The sequence below is a fragment of the Pseudomonas sp. KSR10 genome (assembly GCF_022355455.1).
In the GTDB taxonomy this organism is placed as follows: Bacteria; Pseudomonadota; Gammaproteobacteria; order Pseudomonadales; family Pseudomonadaceae; genus Stutzerimonas; species Stutzerimonas stutzeri_E.
This window is the reverse complement of record NZ_JAKOEN010000011.1, coordinates 178,251-195,316: the sequence shown is the minus strand read 5'-3', so window position 1 is coordinate 195,316 and position 17,066 is coordinate 178,251. Positions and strand designations below refer to the sequence as shown.

Genomic DNA, 17,066 nt, shown 5'->3' with positions numbered 1-17,066 from the left:
GGCGTTGGGTTTCGTGTAGGAGCGAGCTTGCTCGCGCCTACCAGACCGGTCGACTACGTAGGGTGGATGACGCTTCACCCATCCACCAATCGGAGTTGGGGCTATTGGCGGAGCGGAAGGTGGATGAAAAGAGCGTCCTCCACCCTACGGCCACGGCTCAGTAAAACGCTTGGATACCGGTCTGCGCGCGACCGAGAATCAGCGCGTGCACGTCGTGGGTCCCTTCGTAGGTGTTGACCACCTCGAGATTGACCAGATGCCGCGCCACACCGAACTCGTCGCTGATACCGTTACCGCCCAGCATGTCGCGGGCCAGGCGCGCCACGTCCAGCGCCTTGCCGCAGCTGTTGCGCTTCATGATCGAGGTGATCTCCACCGCCGCGGTGCCTTCATCCTTCATCCGGCCGAGGCGCAGGCAGCCTTGCAGGGCCAGGGTAATCTCGGTCTGCATGTCGGCCAGCTTCTTCTGGATCAGCTGATTGGCAGCCAGCGGGCGGCCAAACTGCTGACGGTCCAATGTGTACTGACGTGCCGTATGCCAGCAGAATTCGGCGGCGCCCAGCGCGCCCCAGCTGATGCCGTAACGGGCTGAATCCAGGCAGGTGAACGGACCACGCAAGCCGCGCACATCAGGGAAAGCGTTCTCTTCCGGGCAGAACACATTGTCCATTACGATCTCACCGGTGATCGACGCACGCAGGCCGACCTTGCCGTGGATCGCCGGGGCAGACAGTCCTTCCCAACCCTTCTCCAGTACAAAGCCGCGAATCGCGCCCTCGTCATCCTTGGCCCAGACCACGAAGACATCGGCGATCGGGCTGTTGGTGATCCACATCTTGGCGCCGGACAGGCGATAGCCGCCGTCGACCTTCTTCGCGCGGGTGACCATCGAGCCCGGGTCGGAACCGTGGTTCGGCTCGGTCAGGCCGAAGCAGCCGATGTATTCGCCGCTGGCCAGTTTGGGAAGGTACTTCTGCTTGGTTGCCTCATTGCCGAACTCATTGATTGGCACCATCACCAGCGAGGATTGCACGCTCATCATCGAGCGATAGCCGGAGTCGATGCGCTCCACCTCACGCGCGATCAGGCCGTAGCAGACGTAGTTCAGGCCGCTGCCGCCATAGGCTTCGGGAATGGTCGCGCCAAGCAGGCCGGTGTCGCCCATCTCACGGAAGATTGCCGCATCGGTGCGCTCATGGCGGAACGCTTCAAGCACCCGCGGCGCCAGCTTGTCGGCGGCGAACTGCTGGGCACTGTCACGCACCATGCGCTCTTCATCGGTGAGCTGCTGATCAAGCAGCAGCGGGTCGATCCAGTTGAAGCTTGCTTTGCCGGCCATGAGTGGTCCTCTTGTCGTAGACGGTGAACCGGGCGCAGTGCCCGATGCAGCATTCGGAATGAGCTGATCCTAGAAGCTGCAGCGCCTGGCGGCAAACGAGTAATTCGCAATGACCTGTGCGATTTAGTCACTCCAAAGGTATGCTGAACGGCCTTAATGCCCATTCATTAGTGAGGTAGCCGCATAATGCGCCGTAAGATTCCCAGTACCGCCGCGCTGGTCGCCTTCGAAGCCGCAGCGCGCCATCAGAGCTTCACCCGTGCCGCCGAAGAGCTGGCGCTGACCCAGAGCGCGATCTGCCGTCAGATCGGTGGGCTGGAAGAATTTCTCGGGCTGGAGCTGTTCCGCCGCTCGCGCCGTGGCGTGAAACTGACCGAGGCCGGCCAGTCCTATGCACGGCGGGTCGCCACGCAACTGGACGCGGTAGAGCGCGACACCCTATCTGTGATGGGACAACAGGGCGCTCAAACCATCGAACTGGCGCTGGTACCGACGTTCGGCACCCAGTGGCTGCTGCCGCGATTGCAGCAGTTCCAGACGCTGCATCCGGAAATCACCGTCAACCTGACCAACCGCACCCGCCCCTTCTTGTTCGCCGACACGGAATTCGACGCGGCGATCTACTTCGGCGACGGCGAATGGTCCGGGACCGTCGCCCATCCGCTGATGCCGGAGCATTCGCTGCCCGTCTGCAGTCCGGTGTTACTGGGCGAAACCGGCCAGCTGAGTGCCCAGGCTCTTGCTGAAATGCCCTTGCTGCAGCAGACAACTCGCCCCTACGCCTGGCGGCAGTGGTTCGACTCGCTGGGGATGAAGATCGCGCGCGACATGACCGGCCCACGCCTGGAACTGTTTTCGATGCTGGCCCAGGCTGCCGAACACCGCATGGGCGTGGCGCTGATCCCAGCGTTTTTGATCCAGCGCGAACTGGCTGAGGGGCGCCTGGTGATCGCGCATCCGCACGCTTATCGCCGCGAGGATCAGGCTTATCACCTGATGATTCCCGAACGGCGGGTGGAGTCGGCGGCCATGAATGCCTTTCGCGACTGGCTGCTGGACGAAGCGCAAGCCTGGATGGCGCAGCAGCAATAGTCGCCACCGACCGACAGAGGCGCTTCACCGATCACTTGAGCTGATGCTCTTCGCCGCCTCGCCGGGCAGGCAAAGCCGGATAATCACGCCGCTTCCGGCTTCTTCTTCCGCGGCTTGAGGTACTTGGTCAGGCCCTGGAACCACATCACCAGCGCGGGGTTGCCCTGGATCTGGATGTCCTTGTTCTGAATGCCCTGCATAAAGGCCAGCTGCTTGTTCTTCGCGTTCATGGTGGCGAAGCCGTAAGCGCTGTCCTTGAAGCCGATTGCGAAGGCCGGTTCGGTTGCGGGGCCGCCGTGGCTGGTAACGCGCTGATTCGTGACCTTGTAGTGGCGAGCCACCTTGCCGTCCAGGGTGTGAAGCTGGAAGGTCAGGTCCTTGTCGCCGAGTTGTTTCTGAAATTCGGTGTTGTTGCGGCTGGCCTTGGCCATCAGGCGACCAAGCATCCAGAGAAGAAAGCGAAATTTCATGAAGTTAGCCGACCGTTGACGAAAAAGCGGCATTGTAACGGCTGGTCTGAATGGCGGAAGCAGCAGAACAGACGGGTCTGGAGGGGACTATGCAGTCAGGCTGACCCGGAGCCTGGTCGGCCCCGGGTGACGCGGCGTCAGTTGATCGCGTCTTTCAGCATCTTTCCCGGCTTGAAAGCCACGGTGTTGCTGGCCTTGATGGTTACGGGCTCTCCGGTCTGTGGGTTCTTGCCCGTACGAGCACCTCGGTGACGCTGAATGAAGGTGCCGAAACCGACCAAAGTCACGCTGTCCTTGCGGTTGAGCGCGTTGGTGATTTCATCCAGTACGGCGTTGAGTACACGGTTGGCCTGATCCTTGGTGAGATCGGCCTTATCGGCGATGGCGGCTGCGAGTTCCGGTTTGCGCATGGGTAGCCTCTAAGACTTTATTGTTTTTGTTCGCTGTTCTCCGAACAGCGTTCCGACGCACTACAACAGCTCTACACTGCGGCAGCGCCACAGGGAGCATGGCACGCTGCTAGCACTCGCGCCAGCCCCCGCCAGCGCTTTACCGGATCATTCTGGAGACTTTAGCGACAGAACTTGAGGCAGTTCCGCCAACACCGGCGGCAGCTGTTTATTCAACGCCAGCCGCTCTCGCACGGCCGTTCCGGTTAGCGCATAGCCCAACAGCCGGCCGTCGGCGGCGCGGCACAATGCTTTCAGATCGTTGCCCTCACCTTCCACGCTCCAGCGGCCCTCGCTGCCCGCGGCGGGTGGCGATACCACCAACGGACAAACCGGGGTTTTCACCGTGATCGGCATGGGCCCGTAGGTGACCGGCGTAGGCTGGCCGGCCAGGGTTTTGGCCAGCGCACGCACACCGCTCATCAATGGCATCACGTAGAGCAGATTGAGCCCTTCGACCTCGGCGCAGTCGCCCAGTGCATAGACGTGCTCGACCGACGTCTGCAACAGGCGATCGACCTCGATCCCACGATTGACCTGCAAGCCGGCTGCCTCGGCCAGCTCGGTGCGAGGACGCAGGCCTACGGCACTGACCACCAGATCGCATTCGATTCGCTGGCCGTCCGACAGCTGCGCCTGCAGGACCTCGCCCTGTCGTTCGAGACGTTTCAGCACCGGCCCCAGATGAAAGCGCGCGCCCAGCGATTCCAACCCACGCTGCACCGCCGCCGCCGGCTCGACTGGTAGCAGCGAAGGCATGATCTGCTCGCAAGGCGCCACCAGTTCGACCTCATAGCCGCCTTGCAACAAGTCGTTGGCGAATTCGCAGCCAATCAGCCCGACGCCGAGGATCAGCACGCGCCGCTTGCCATGGGCCGCCTCGCGGAAACGGCCGTAGTCGAGCAGATCGTTGATCGGGAAGATTGCATCTTGCGCATCGCCGGCAACCGGCACGTTCACTGTCTGCGCACCCCAGGCGATGACCAGATCGCGGTAAGGCACGGGCTCGTTGTCGATCCAGACCCGCCGGTTCGCCGGATCGAGACGCGTGACCCGGGTATGGGTGCGGATTTCGGCATTGAGCTGAATCGCCATCGGGCCGGCGACCGTCATGCCGAGAGCATCGGCATCCTTGTTCATGGCGAAGCCGGTAGAGAGCATCGGCTTGGAGTAGGAGCGGCCGTCATCAGCGGTGATCAGCAACAGCGACGTCTCGCTGTCGAGTTTGCGGAATTCCCGGGCCAGGTTGTAGCCCGCCAGGCCGGTGCCGATGATTACCAGCGGCGCGCCTTTATGGTTCGAGTCGTTCATATCAGCCAATCACGATCATTTCGAAATCCATCTTGCCGACGCCGCAGTCGGGGCAGAGCCAGTCTTCCGGCACATCTTCCCAGGGGGTTCCCGGGGCAATGCCATCGTCCGGCCAGCCCTCGGCTTCGTCATAGATGAATCCGCACACCACGCATTGCCATTTTTTCATTGTTCACCTCGATCAGTCTCGGTTGCGCTGCACGCTATACCAGAACGCGACGGACCGCCAAACGCCTGCACCCGACGATAGACCTGCAGAAGATCCAGGACAAAACAGAACGGGCGGCCTGAGCCGCCCGTTCGGGTTCACCTGCGCCGATCAAAGCCTTGCAAAAACGCGGCCTGACCAAGCGTAGTCGTTCACCGCCTGCTTAGCGGGCGGTCGCAACCCCCACCAGCGGATCGCTGATACCCATTACGTAGAAGCCGATCAGGCCAATGCTACCGGCCAGCACGAGGTAATACAGCGTCGGCAGCATGGTCTTGCGCAGCGTGATGCCTTCGCGCCCGAGCAGACCGACTGTGGCCGAAGCCGCCACCACGTTGTGAATGGCGATCATGTTGCCCGCCGCGGCACCCACCGACTGCAGTGCCACCATCAGCGCACCGGAAATGCCCAGCAAGCTGGCGGTGTTGTACTGGAACTGCGAGAGCATCAGATTGGAGACCGTGTTGGAACCGGCAATAAACGCCCCCAATGCACCGACGGCAGGCGAGAAGAACGGATACACGCTGCCCACGCTGTTGGCCACCAGCTGTGCCATGGCCACGGGCATCGAGACCAGGTCCGAGCCGTTGACGCCCGAGTTGATCAGGATGCGCACCATCGGGATGGTGAAGATCAGCACGAAACCTGCGCCCAGCAGCGTCTTGCTCGACTCGGAAATCGCGGCACCCAGCTCGGCGGCCTTCATCCGATGCAGGAAGAAGGTCACCAGTACCACCATGCAGAGAATCCCGCCCGGCAGGTACAGCGGCTCTAGGGTGCCGGACACACCGGTTTCACCGAGGATGTCCTTCCAACCGAAGCTGACCGACATCAGCGCAGCTTTCAGTTGCGGGAACACCCGCGACATCACCAGGAAGATCGCCAGCAGCAGATAGGGCGCCCAGGCCATCGGGACGGAAATCGGTGTGCGTCCTGCGACATCGTCGATTTTCATCTCGATCTTGCCCATCCACTCCACCGGCCATTCACTGGCCGGGGCGAAATCCCAGCTGGACTTGGGCAGCAGGAAGCCCGCCTTCGCCGCTGGCACCACGATGGCCAGGCCCACCAGCGCACCGATCATCGACGGGAATTCCGGGCCGAGGAACACACCGGCCGCGGCGTACGGGATGACGAACGCCAGACCGGTGAAGATGGCGAACGGCGCCATCGCCAGGCCTTCGCTCCAGGAGCGGTTGCGGCCGAAGAAACGCGTCATGATGCAGATCATGATCAGCGGCATGAGGATGCCGCACAGCGCATGGATGATGGCTACACGGGAGAAGATCAGATGGAAGAACACCTCCCAGCTACTGCCCACCGTCGCCAGCTGACCGCCGAGGGTAGCCTGGTCGAGACCACCGGCGACACCCACCAGGATCGGCGTACCCACCGCACCGAATGAGACCGGTGTGGATTGTACCATCATGCCGAGCACCACCGCCGTCAGCGCCGGGAAGCCCAATGCGACCAGCAGCGGAGCCGCCACCGCAGCCGGCGTACCGAAGCCCGAAGCGCCTTCGATGAAGCAGCCAAACAACCAGGCCACGATCAGCACCTGGACGCGCTTGTCCGGGCTCACGTTGGCGAAGCCGCGGCGAATCGAGGCGATGCCCCCGGAATGTTTGAGCGTGTTCAGGAGGAGGATGGCGCCAAAGATGATCCAGAGGATCGCGGCGGTCAGGATGAGACCTTGCAGCGTGGAAGCCAGGACCCGGTTGAAGGTCATGTCCCAGGCCAGTAGGCCGATCAACGCAGTGAGGACGAAAACCAGCGGCATTGCGTACTTGGCCGGCCAGCGAAAGCCGATCAGCAGTACCCCCGCCAGCACCAGCGGCACGAAGGCCAGTATGGACAGCAGTGTCTGACTCATTGTTGGGTTCCTTGTTTTTTGTTGTGAACCACTTCTTTCCGGGAAAACCCGGTCCCACGCATGACTGGAATGATCCGCTCACTCCAGTCCGAGGAACTGACTAACGGGTCACGTTAGCTGCCCCCACTTGCTCGAAAGCCCCGAGCGCTAGAGGCGCCCGGGGCTCGTCAAATCGCGCCGGTGGTCAGCTCACGCTGACTGCCGGCTGTCCTGCTGATACCGCTCAACCGACCTGCTGCTTGAAGCGCTGACGCCAGGCGTGCAGCAACGGCTCTGTGTAGCCGCTCGGCTGCTCGCGCCCCTTGAACACCAGGTCGCAAGCCGCCTGGAAGGCCGCCGAGCCCGCATAGTCCGCAGCCATCGGGCGGTAAGCCGGATCGCCTGCATTCTGCTGGTCGACCACCTTGGCCATGCGTTCCAACGTCTCGCGAACCTGCGCCTCGTCGACCACACCGTGGCGCAGCCAGTTGGCCAGGTGCTGGCTGGAGATACGCAGCGTGGCGCGGTCCTCCATCAGGCCGACGTTGTGGATGTCCGGCACTTTAGAGCAACCGACGCCCTGTTCGACCCAACGGACCACGTAGCCGAGGATGCCCTGGCAATTGTTGTCCAGCTCCTGCTGGATCTCATCGGCCGACCAGTTGCGCTCCGGCGCGACCGGGATGGTCAGCAGATCGTTGGTCAGCTTGTCGCGCTCGCCCGCCAGGTCGATCTTCTCCAGCTCGGCCTGAACGGCCTGTACGTCGACCTGGTGGTAGTGCAGCGCGTGCAGCGTGGCGCCGGTCGGCGACGGTACCCAGGCGGTGTTGGCACCAGCCTTGGGATGGGCGATTTTCTGCTCCAGCATGGCGGCCATCAGGTCCGGCATGGCCCACATGCCCTTGCCGATCTGGGCCTTGCCACGCAGGCCGCAGTTCAGGCCAACCAGCACATTGTTGCGCTCGTAAGCCTGGATCCAGGCGGTGCTCTTCATGTCGCCCTTACGCAGCACGGCGCCGGCTTCCATGATGGTGTGCATCTCGTCGCCGGTACGGTCGAGGAAGCCGGTGTTGATGAAGGCCACGCGGTTCTTCGCGGCGCCAATGCAGGCCTTGAGGTTGACGCTGGTCCGGCGCTCCTCGTCCATGATGCCGACCTTCAGGGTGTGGCGCGGCAGGCCGATGAGATCCTCGACGCGGCCGAACAGTTCGTCGGTGAAGGCCACCTCAGCCGGGCCATGCATCTTCGGCTTGACGATGTACATCGAGCCGGTGCGCGAGTTGCCCTTGCGCTGCTGGTCATGCAAGGCGATGAGGCTGGTGACCACCCCGTCCATGATGCCTTCGGGAATCTCGTGACCTTCGCCATCGACGATCGCCGGGTTGGTCATCAGATGACCGACGTTGCGGATAAATAGCAGCGAACGGCCATGCAGTTTCAGGTTGGAGCCGTCGGCAGCGGTGTACTCACGGTCGTCGTTCAGGCGACGAGTGATGCGCTTACCGCCCTTCTCCAGGTCTTCGACCAGATCGCCCTTCATCAGACCCAGCCAGTTGCGGTAGACCAGCACCTTGTCGTCGGCGTCGACTGCGGCAGTGGAGTCTTCGCAATCCATGATGGTGGTGACGGCCGCTTCGAGCAGCAGATCCTTCACCCCGGCGGCATCGGTCTGGCCGATGGGGCTGTTCGGATCGATCTGGATTTCGACGTGCAGGCCGTTGTTCTTCAGCAGCACCGCAGTCGGTTCCACGGCCTCGCCCTGATAGCCGACAAATTTTTCAGGTTGCTTAAGGCCGGTGACGCTGCCGTTTTCCAGGGTGACCTTGAGCTGGCCGTCCTGCACGCGGTAGCTGACCGAATCGGCGTGGCTGCCCTCGGCCAGCGGGGCGGCCTGGTCGAGGAAGTTGCGCGCGAAGGCGATGACCTTGGCGCCGCGTACTTCGTTATAGCCCGGACCCTTCTGCGCACCGTTCTCTTCGCTGATGGCATCGGTGCCGTAGAGCGCGTCATACAGTGAGCCCCAGCGGGCGTTGGCGGCATTCAGCGCATAGCGGGCGTTGCCGATCGGCACCACCAGCTGCGGGCCGGCCTGGGTGGCGATTTCGCTGTCGACGTTGCTGGTACTGATCTTCACTTCGCCCGGTTCGGGCTGCAGGTAGCCGATGGACTCGAGGAAGCTGCGGTAGGCCGGCATGTCGCTGATCGGGCCGGGGTTGCTGCGGTGCCAGTTATCCAGTTCCACCTGCAGACGGTCGCGCTCGGCGAGCAGGGCGCGGTTCTTCGGCGCCAGGTCATGCACCAGCTCGTCGAAACCTTTCCAGAAAGCGGCGGCCTCGACACCAGTGCCGGGCAGGACCTCGTCCTCAATAAAGCGTTGCAGGTTGGCCGCCACTTGCAGACGGCCCAGAGTTACACGCTCGGTCATGTTGTTCTCCTATCCGAATCAGTTGGCGACAGCGGCGACGCCAGCCTTGGCGACCTGGGCATCCTGGGTAGCGGTTACGCCGGAAACGCCGACCGAACCGATCACCTGTCCATCGACGATCACCGGCACGCCGCCTTCCAGCGAGCAGACCACCGGGGCGGACAGGAACGCATTGCGGCCGCCGTTGACCATGTCCTCGTAGCCCTTGGTTTCGCGACGGCCCACCGCGGCGCTACGCGCTTTTTCGGTGGCGATGTAGGAGGCGATCGGCGCACAGCCGTCCAGACGCTCCAGCGCCAGCGGATGGCCGCCGTCATCAGCGACCACGATGGTCACGGCCCAGCCGTTGTTCTGCGCTTCGCTGCGCGCGGCGGCCAGGATGGCGGTCACTTCGGTCTGGGTCAGCATGGCTTTGGTTTTCATGTTCTCTCCTGTCGATTCGATGTGCGTCACGGCGCGATTGGGGTTAGGGGTTACTGCATCGCCTCCTCGACGATCTCGATCCAGTGCCGCACCGGCGTCCGGCCAGCACCGTCGAGGTGCGTCTGGCAGCCGATGTTGGCGGTGACGATCACTTCCGGCTTGCCGCTTTCCAGCGCGTTGAGCTTGTTGTCGCGCAGCTGATGAGAAATCTCCGGCTGGGTGATCGAATAGCTGCCTGCAGAACCGCAGCACAGATGCGCATCCGGTACTGCCGTGAGATGGAAGCCGAGCCGGGTGAGCACGTCTTCGACCGCGCCGCCGAGCTTCTGTGCGTGCTGCAACGTGCAAGGGCAATGAAAGGCCATGCGCTTGTCAGTCTCGACCTTCAGCCGCTCTAGTTCGGCACTGCGCATCACTTCGACCAGATCCTTGGCCAGCGCACTCACCCGCGCGGCCTTGGTCGCGTAGGCCGGGTCGTTCCGCAACAGATGACCATAGTCCTTGATGAAGGCACCGCAACCGCTGGCCGTCTGGACGATGGCTTCGGCGCCGCCTTCGATCGCTGGCCACCAGGCGTCGATGTTGCGTCGTGCGCGGTCGAGCCCTGCTTCCTGGGCATTGAGGTGGTAGTCCACCGCGCCGCAGCAGCCGGCTTCACGCGCGGTCGTCACACTGATGCCGAGACGATCTAGAACCCGTGCCGTCGCGGCGTTGGTGTTGGGCGACAGGCTCGGCTGTACGCAACCTTCCAGAATTAAGACGCGGCGAGCGTGCAGCACCTGGGGCCGTGGCTTCGCCGGGGTGACCTTGCGCGGCATGTGCGCCTTGAGCGTCGCCGGCATCAGCGGACGCAGCATGTTGCCGGTGCTGAGCAGACTCTTGAACAGACCTGGACGCGGAATGACCGTGCGCAGGCCCGTGCGCAGCAGACGTTCGCCAGCCGAGCGCGGCACCTGCTGCTCCATGAAGTCACGACCGATATCCAGCAGGTTGTGATACTGCACGCCGGAGGGGCAAGTGGTTTCGCAGTTGCGGCAGGTGAGACAACGGTCCAGGTGGGTCTGGGTGGCCTCGGTGACTTCGCCGCCCTCGAGCATCTGCTTCATCAGGTAGATACGCCCACGCGGGCCATCCAGCTCGTCGCCGAGCAGTTGATAGGTCGGGCAGGTGGCGTTGCAGAAGCCGCAGTGCACGCAGGAGCGCAGGATGCTCTCGGCTTCCTCGGCACGCGGGTGAAGTTTGGCTTGTTCGCTCAGATTGGTTTGCATGAGGTCGTTCTCAACGCGAATGACTCTTTGCGTTGACGCTTCGCGCCAACCCGTTGGGACGCGCTCCAGAAGGCGCAATCCATCGTTGTTCGTCGTTCATTTGGAGTTACCAAACTTCTCTCCTCACGCCTTGTCTTGCGCCTTCTGGCGCAGCGTCGCAGCGGCCAATCGCGCTGAGCACGACCTAGACCTCGGAATACATGCGGCCAGGGTTGAAGATCCCCTGCGGGTCCAACGCGGCCTTGAGCTGGCGGTGGTAGCGCAGCAAGGGTTCGGCCAGCGGCTGGAACGGGCTCGCCGTGGCGCCAGCGGTGAAACAGGTGGCATGACCGCCGACTTCGCTGGCGATGGCGCGGATGGTTTGCGCATCGGCATCGGATTTCAGCCAGCGCTGGGCGCCGGCCCAGTCGATCAGCTGCTCGCCGGGTAGCGCCAGCACCGGGGTATCGGTAGGCAGCGACAGACGCCAGAGCGGACGGGCATCACCGAAGAAATCCAGGCGTTGCTCGCGCAGTTGATTCCAGTAACCGACATCCAGCGCCTCGCCGCCGATACGGTCGCAGGCGGCGTTGACCGAGCCTTCACCGCCTTCCAAGCGCAGGTGAAGGGCCTGACCGTCATGGCTGGCCGCCGTGATCGGCACCGGTTGCTGCCCCCACTCGGCGAGCTTGAGCAACGCGCGGTCGACCGGCATCTCGACCCGCAGGCTGCGGCACAGGCGCGGCTTGGGCAGCACCTTCAACGAGACTTCGGTGAGTACGCCGAGGCAGCCGAAGCTGCCGGCCATCAGCCGCGACAAGTCATAACCGGCGACGTTCTTCATCACCTCGCCACCGAAACGCAGGTGCTTGCCATGGCCGGTGATGACCCGCGAGCCCAGCACGAAGTCGCGTACCGAGCCGGACCATGGGCGCCGCGGGCCGGACAGACCGGTCGCGATCATGCCGCCCACGGTGGCGCCTTCACCCAGGTGCGGCGGCTCGCAGGGCAGCATCTGGTTGGCCTCGTCGAGCGCAGCTTCCAGTTCCGCCAGCGGCGTGCCGGCGCGAACGCTGATGACCAGTTCGGTCGGGTCGTAGGTCACGATGCCGCGATGCGCGCGGGTATCAAGCGGCGTGCCCTGCACCTCGCGGCCGAGAAACGCCTTGCTGCCGCCGCCGTGGATATGAAGCGGGGTGTTGCTGGCCAACGCCTGATTGACCTGGTCGAGCAGCTGCTGGCTGTCGTCGAAGGAAACCGTCATCAGAAACGCTCCAGCTCAGGGAAGGGCAACTGCCCGCCATGTACATGCATGCCGCCAAATTCGGCGCAGCGGTGCAGGGTGGGAATGTTCTTGCCGGGGTTGAGCAAGCCACTTGGATCGAACGCAGCCTTCACCGCATGGAACAGCGTCAGTTCGTCGGCATTGAACTGCGAACACATCTGGTTGATCTTCTCGCGCCCAACGCCGTGCTCACCGGTGATCGAGCCACCGACTTTCACGCACAGTTCGAGAATCTTGCCACCCAGCGCCTCGGCGCGTTCGAGCTCGCCCTCGGTGTTGGCATCGAAGAGGATCAGCGGGTGCATGTTGCCGTCGCCGGCGTGGAACACGTTGGCCACGCGCAGGCCGTATTCGTCCGACAGATCGCTGATGCCCTTGAGCACGCCGGGCAGCTCGCGGCGCGGAATGGTGCCGTCCATGCAGTAGTAGTCGGGCGAAATCCGCCCGACCGCTGGGAAGGCATTCTTGCGTCCGGCCCAGAACTTGACGCGCTCGGATTCGTCCTTGGCCAGCCGCACTTCCGTGGCGCCGGCCAACTTGAGCACCTCGCCCACACGGGCGCAGTCGTCGTGGACGTCAGCCTCGACGCCGTCCAGTTCGCAGAGCAGGATCGCCTCGGCGTCCACCGGGTAACCGGCGTGGATGAAGTCCTCGGCCGCGCGGATCGACAGGTTGTCCATCATCTCCAACCCGCCGGGAATGATTCCGGCGGCAATGATGTCGCCCACGGCGCGCCCGGCTTTCTCCACCGAGTCGAACGCCGCCAGCAGCACCTTGGCTACTTGGGGCTTGGGTAACAGCTTGACCGTGACCTCGGTGACGATGCCGAGCATGCCTTCGGAGCCAGTGAACAGTGCCAGCAGGTCGAAGCCCGGCGAATCCAATGCATCGGAGCCCAGCACCATGCGCTCGCCCTCGACGGTAAGGATCTCGACCTTGAGCAGGTTGTGCACCGTCAGCCCGTATTTCAGGCAGTGCACGCCGCCGGCGTTCTCGGCGACGTTGCCGCCGATGGAACAGGCGATCTGTGAAGAAGGATCGGGCGCGTAGTAAAGATCATAGGGCGCCGCGGCCTGGGAGATTGCCAGGTTGCGCACGCCGGGCTGGACACGAGCGAAGCGACCGGCCGGGTCGACTTCGAGAATCTTGTTGAAGCGCGCCATGACCAGCAGGATGCCTTGTTCCAACGGCAGCGCACCGCCCGACAGCCCGGTCCCGGCGCCACGCGCCACCACCGGCACGGCGCGCTTGTGAGCGATCTTCAGCAGGGTTTCGACCTGTTCGATGCGCTCGGGCAACACCACCAGCATCGGCGTGGTGCGGTAGGCAGACAGACCATCACACTCGTAGGGCTTGAGGTCTTCGCCGCGGTGGAGGATGTCCAGGTCCGGCAGCCGCGCCTGCAACTCGGCGAGCAACGCCGCCTTGTCGACCTTGGGCAGCTCACCGTCGACGCGTTCGTCGTAGAGGATATTCATGGCAATCGGGGCTCTTCTTTCGTTCACCGTCAGCACGGCCAGCTGCGGTGGTTTGACGCATCATTAGCCCGACTACGCCTTTTCGTCCATCTCGAAAACCACTGGTCCTACCAGTTTCTTTCAACAAGCTTTCAACTGATCGAGCCGAATGGCCCTGATATTATGGCCCCACACAATACGAACGTCTGTTGCGCTAGACTTCCACCAAACTGGTCCTACCAGTTACGGAGGCTGAAATATGTTGATCGAAAATACGGAGCGCCGCCAGCTGGCGGACGTGGTGGCCGAGCGTATCGAGCGGCTGATCGTCGACGGCGTACTTAAGGTAGGCCAGACACTCCCGTCGGAGCGCCGCTTATGCGAAAAGCTCGGTATCTCGCGCTCGGCGCTGCGCGAAGGCCTGCGTGTGCTGCGCGGTCGCGGCATCATCGAGACCGCGCAGGGCCGCGGATCGCACGTGGCGAGGCTGTCCGGAGAGCAGGATGCCAGCCCGCTGATGCACCTGTTCAACTCGCAGCCGCGCACCCTCTACGATCTGCTCGAAGTACGCGCCCTGCTGGAAGGCGAATCGGCGCGACTGGCGGCACTGCGCGGCACCGATGCCGATTTCATCCTGCTGCGCCGTCGCTACGAGGAAATGCTCGCAGCCCACACCGCCGAAGAGGCCGACCCGCGTGAGCATGCGCGCCTCGACCACGCCTTCCACCTGGCCGTCAGCGAGGCCTCGCACAACCCGGTGCTGGTGCATACGCTGCAGTCGCTGACCGACCTGATGCTCTCCACCGTCTTCGCCTCGGTGAACAACCTCTACCACCGGCCGATGCAGAAACGGCAGATCGACCGGCAGCATTCGCGGCTGTTTCACGCCATCACCGAGCGCCTGCCGGACCAGGCCCAGCGCGCCGCACGCGATCACATCCACAGCATTCGCGACAACCTCAAGGAGATCGAGCAGGAGGAGCAACGCCTGGTGCGCGCGACCATGCGACTGGAAGGCTGGGCCTGATAAGACGCTTCAGGCTCGGCACTTCAGGGTGGGCGGGGTGCTGGGGTGCTCTGCTGGTTCAGCCTCCAGCGCCTGCCTCGGCTTTCTTGCTAGACTCGCCGCTTCTTTTTTCCGCTGCCGCTATCGCTCGTGTCCGACTTTCAAGCCTGGCTACCCGCCGACCGTCTTCCCGCCCCGCTCGATCCCGCCCTGCACGACTGGCTCTTCGTGGACAAAGGCTCGCTGACACGGCGCCTCACCGCGCTGGCGGAAGGCGCCTTCAGTGTGATGCCGCTCGACGAAGGCTGGCAGCGGCTGCGCGATGACGAGTGTGCCGCGCTGGGTATAGCCGAGGGGAGCCAGGGTTGGGTTCGCGAGGTCTATCTGTGCGGGCATGAAGAGCCTTGGGTATTCGCCCGCAGCGTCGCCGCGCGCAGCGCGCTGGAGCAGCCCGGGCTGGACCTCCTGCACCTGGGCAGCCGCTCGCTGGGCGAACTGCTATTCACCGATCCAGCGTTCAGCCGCGGCCCGCTGCAGGCTCGCCAATACCCCGAAAGCTGGCTGCCGCAGGATGTTCATCAAGCCCGGCTCTGGGCGCGTCGCTCCTGTTTCAGCCAGGGTGACCTGCGCGTATTGGTCGCCGAGGTCTTTCTGCCCGCCCTGTGGCGAGCCGCACGGATTGTGACCTGAGCCCGGCACAGACTGCCCCTTACCCGCCCACCGATCGGAGACCGCCGTGTATCAGAAGCTTCTGCAATCGAGCAATCGCCTCCACCCGCGCGCCTGGGATTTCATTCAGCTGATGCGCCTGGATCGCCCGATCGGCACCTATCTGCTGCTATGGCCAACGCTGTGGGCCCTGTGGATCGCTGGCGAGGGCTCGCCCAGCGTCAAGAACGTGGTGATTTTCGTGCTCGGCGTCGTGCTGATGCGCGCCGCCGGCTGCGTGATCAACGACTTCGCCGATCGCAACTTCGACGGCCATGTCAGCCGCACCAAGGGCCGTCCGCTGGCCACCGGGAAGATCAGCCCCAAGGAAGCCTGGATCCTCTTCGCTATCCTCGTTGCACTGAGCTTCGGCCTGGTGCTGCTGACCAATGCGGCGACCATCTGGCTGTCGTTTGGCGCGCTCGGCGTCGCCGCCCTCTACCCCTTCATGAAGCGCTACACCTACTACCCGCAGGTGGTGCTAGGCGCGGCGTTCTCCTGGGGCATGCCGATGGCCTTTACCGCCGAACGCGGTGAGCTGCCGCCCGAAGCCTGGCTGTTGTTTATCGCCAATGTGGTCTGGACGGTGGGCTACGACACCTACTATGCGATGGCCGACCGCGAGGACGATCTGAAGATCGGCATCAAATCGACCGCCATCCTATTCGGCGAAGCCGACCGGGTGATTATTGCCACCCTTCAGGGCCTCGCCTTGTTCTGCCTGATCCTGGCTGGCGTGCGTTTCGAGCTGGGGCAATGGTTCCACCTCGGGCTAACGATCGCCGCGGCCTGTTTCGCCTGGGAGTTCTGGAAAACTCGCTCGCGCAAGCCGCAGGCCTGCTTCAAGGCCTTTCTGCACAACCACTGTGCCGGGCTGGCGATCCTCGTCGGGATCATCCTCGACTATGCGACGAAGGCGAGCTAGAGCAGCCCTCGCCTGCGGCCACTGAGACGGCGAAACGCTTTTCTGTCACATCCCTGCAATATTTCCGTTATCTAATGCCGAGCGACAAGAAACGGACCGAGAGCGGACATGAACGGCAAATGCATACTGATCGTCGATGACGAAGCACCGATCCGCGAGATGATCGTGGTGGCGCTGGAAATGGCCGGCTACGAATGCCTCGAAGCGGAAAACACCCAGCAGGCCCACGCGCTGATCGTCGACCGTCAACCCGACCTGATCCTGCTCGACTGGATGCTGCCCGGCACCTCCGGCATCGAGCTGGCCCGACGCCTCAAGCGCGACGAAATGACGGCCAATACGCCCATCATCATGCTCACCGCCAAGGATGCCGAGGACAACAAGATCCAGGGTCTGGAGGTGGGTGCCGACGACTACATCACCAAGCCGTTCTCGCCCCGTGAACTGGTCGCGCGCCTGAAAGCGGTGCTGCGCCGCGCCGCGCCCAGCGACAACGAAACGCCGATCGAGATCGGGGGTCTGTTGCTCGACCCCATCAGCCACCGCGTCACCATCGACGGCACGCCAGCCGACATGGGCCCGACCGAGTATCGTCTGCTGCAGTTTTTCATGACCCACCAGGAGCGCGCCTACACCCGCGGGCAGTTGCTCGACCAGGTCTGGGGCGGCAACGTGTATGTTGAGGAGCGCACCGTGGACGTGCATATTCGGCGCCTGCGCAAGGCGCTCGGCGAAACCTACGAAAACCTGGTGCAGACCGTGCGCGGCACCGGTTATCGCTTTTCCACCAAGAGCTGAACGAAACCGCCTGCGACCGGGTGAAACGCTGCAGCATCAGGCAGCCGTTCACTCAGGTCCGAGCCGCCGAG

General features: G+C 63.5%; 16 protein-coding genes. 5 read left to right on the top strand and 11 right to left on the bottom strand.

Going from position 1 to position 17,066, the window contains the following annotated elements; genetic code table 11:
- Positions 1-157: 157 nt before the first annotated feature.
- Entirely contained in the window at positions 158-1,339 is a 1,182-nt protein-coding gene (locus MCB86_RS04745; RefSeq protein ID WP_239610089.1) for an acyl-CoA dehydrogenase, read from the bottom strand.
- 186 nt (positions 1,340-1,525) lie between these two features.
- Here MCB86_RS04745 and MCB86_RS04740 point away from each other — a divergent pair, with 186 nt between their 5' ends.
- The gene (locus tag MCB86_RS04740; protein ID WP_045160364.1) at positions 1,526-2,431 is read left to right on the top strand and encodes a LysR family transcriptional regulator; all 906 of its coding nucleotides are present in this window, start codon (positions 1,526-1,528) and stop codon (positions 2,429-2,431) included.
- An 83-nt stretch (positions 2,432-2,514) separates the two neighbouring features.
- Here the strand turns inward: MCB86_RS04740 and MCB86_RS04735 are convergent, their stop codons facing one another.
- The 10 genes from MCB86_RS04735 to glcD form a co-directional block, all read right to left on the bottom strand.
- Positions 2,515-2,901 (bottom strand): helicase, encoded by a 387-nt coding sequence (locus tag MCB86_RS04735; RefSeq protein ID WP_239610088.1) that lies wholly within the window; start codon positions 2,899-2,901, stop codon positions 2,515-2,517.
- A 137-nt stretch (positions 2,902-3,038) separates the two neighbouring features.
- Positions 3,039-3,311, bottom strand: a complete 273-nt coding sequence (locus MCB86_RS04730; RefSeq protein ID WP_021207208.1) for an HU family DNA-binding protein — start codon at positions 3,309-3,311, stop codon at positions 3,039-3,041.
- Between the two features lie 147 nt (positions 3,312-3,458).
- Positions 3,459-4,661, bottom strand: coding sequence for an FAD-dependent oxidoreductase (locus MCB86_RS04725; RefSeq protein WP_239610086.1), 1,203 nt, complete (start codon positions 4,659-4,661; stop codon positions 3,459-3,461).
- A 1-nt stretch (position 4,662) separates the two neighbouring features.
- On the bottom strand, positions 4,663-4,830 hold the full coding sequence (locus MCB86_RS04720; RefSeq protein ID WP_239610084.1) for a rubredoxin: 168 nt from the start codon (positions 4,828-4,830) through the stop codon (positions 4,663-4,665).
- A gap of 202 nt (positions 4,831-5,032) precedes the next feature.
- Positions 5,033-6,742, bottom strand: a complete 1,710-nt coding sequence (locus tag MCB86_RS04715) for an L-lactate permease (protein WP_045160360.1) — start codon at positions 6,740-6,742, stop codon at positions 5,033-5,035.
- A 223-nt stretch (positions 6,743-6,965) separates the two neighbouring features.
- Positions 6,966-9,146 (bottom strand): malate synthase G, encoded by a 2,181-nt coding sequence (locus tag MCB86_RS04710; protein ID WP_239610081.1) that lies wholly within the window; start codon positions 9,144-9,146, stop codon positions 6,966-6,968.
- 18 nt (positions 9,147-9,164) lie between these two features.
- Complete coding sequence (locus tag MCB86_RS04705; RefSeq protein WP_239610079.1) at positions 9,165-9,569, bottom strand: heme-binding protein; 405 nt, start codon at positions 9,567-9,569, stop codon at positions 9,165-9,167.
- 50 nt (positions 9,570-9,619) lie between these two features.
- Positions 9,620-10,837, bottom strand: a complete 1,218-nt coding sequence (gene glcF / locus MCB86_RS04700; RefSeq protein ID WP_239610077.1) for a glycolate oxidase subunit GlcF — start codon at positions 10,835-10,837, stop codon at positions 9,620-9,622.
- A 184-nt stretch (positions 10,838-11,021) separates the two neighbouring features.
- A complete protein-coding gene (glcE, locus tag MCB86_RS04695; protein ID WP_239610273.1) occupies positions 11,022-12,083 on the bottom strand; it encodes a glycolate oxidase subunit GlcE in 1,062 nt (353 codons plus the stop codon).
- Positions 12,080-13,579 carry a glycolate oxidase subunit GlcD gene (gene glcD / locus MCB86_RS04690; protein WP_045160355.1) on the bottom strand — a complete coding sequence of 500 codons (1,500 nt, stop codon included), beginning with the start codon at positions 13,577-13,579 and terminating at the stop codon, positions 12,080-12,082. The genes glcE and glcD overlap by 4 nt, the downstream gene beginning before the upstream one ends.
- Positions 13,580-13,817: 238 nt before the next feature.
- Between glcD and glcC the strand changes: the two genes are divergently transcribed.
- From glcC to phoB, 4 genes are all read left to right on the top strand, one after another.
- Positions 13,818-14,585: a transcriptional regulator GlcC gene (gene glcC, locus MCB86_RS04685; protein ID WP_045160354.1), complete on the top strand. Its 768-nt coding sequence runs from the start codon at positions 13,818-13,820 to the stop codon at positions 14,583-14,585.
- A 129-nt stretch (positions 14,586-14,714) separates the two neighbouring features.
- Complete coding sequence (locus MCB86_RS04680; RefSeq protein WP_239610075.1) at positions 14,715-15,254, top strand: chorismate lyase; 540 nt, start codon at positions 14,715-14,717, stop codon at positions 15,252-15,254.
- A gap of 46 nt (positions 15,255-15,300) precedes the next feature.
- Entirely contained in the window at positions 15,301-16,197 is an 897-nt protein-coding gene (gene ubiA, locus MCB86_RS04675; RefSeq protein ID WP_239610073.1) for a 4-hydroxybenzoate octaprenyltransferase, read from the top strand.
- Positions 16,198-16,305: 108 nt separating this feature from the next.
- On the top strand, positions 16,306-16,995 hold the full coding sequence (phoB, locus tag MCB86_RS04670) for a phosphate regulon transcriptional regulator PhoB (protein ID WP_045160331.1): 690 nt from the start codon (positions 16,306-16,308) through the stop codon (positions 16,993-16,995).
- The last annotated feature ends 71 nt before the right edge of the window (positions 16,996-17,066 follow it).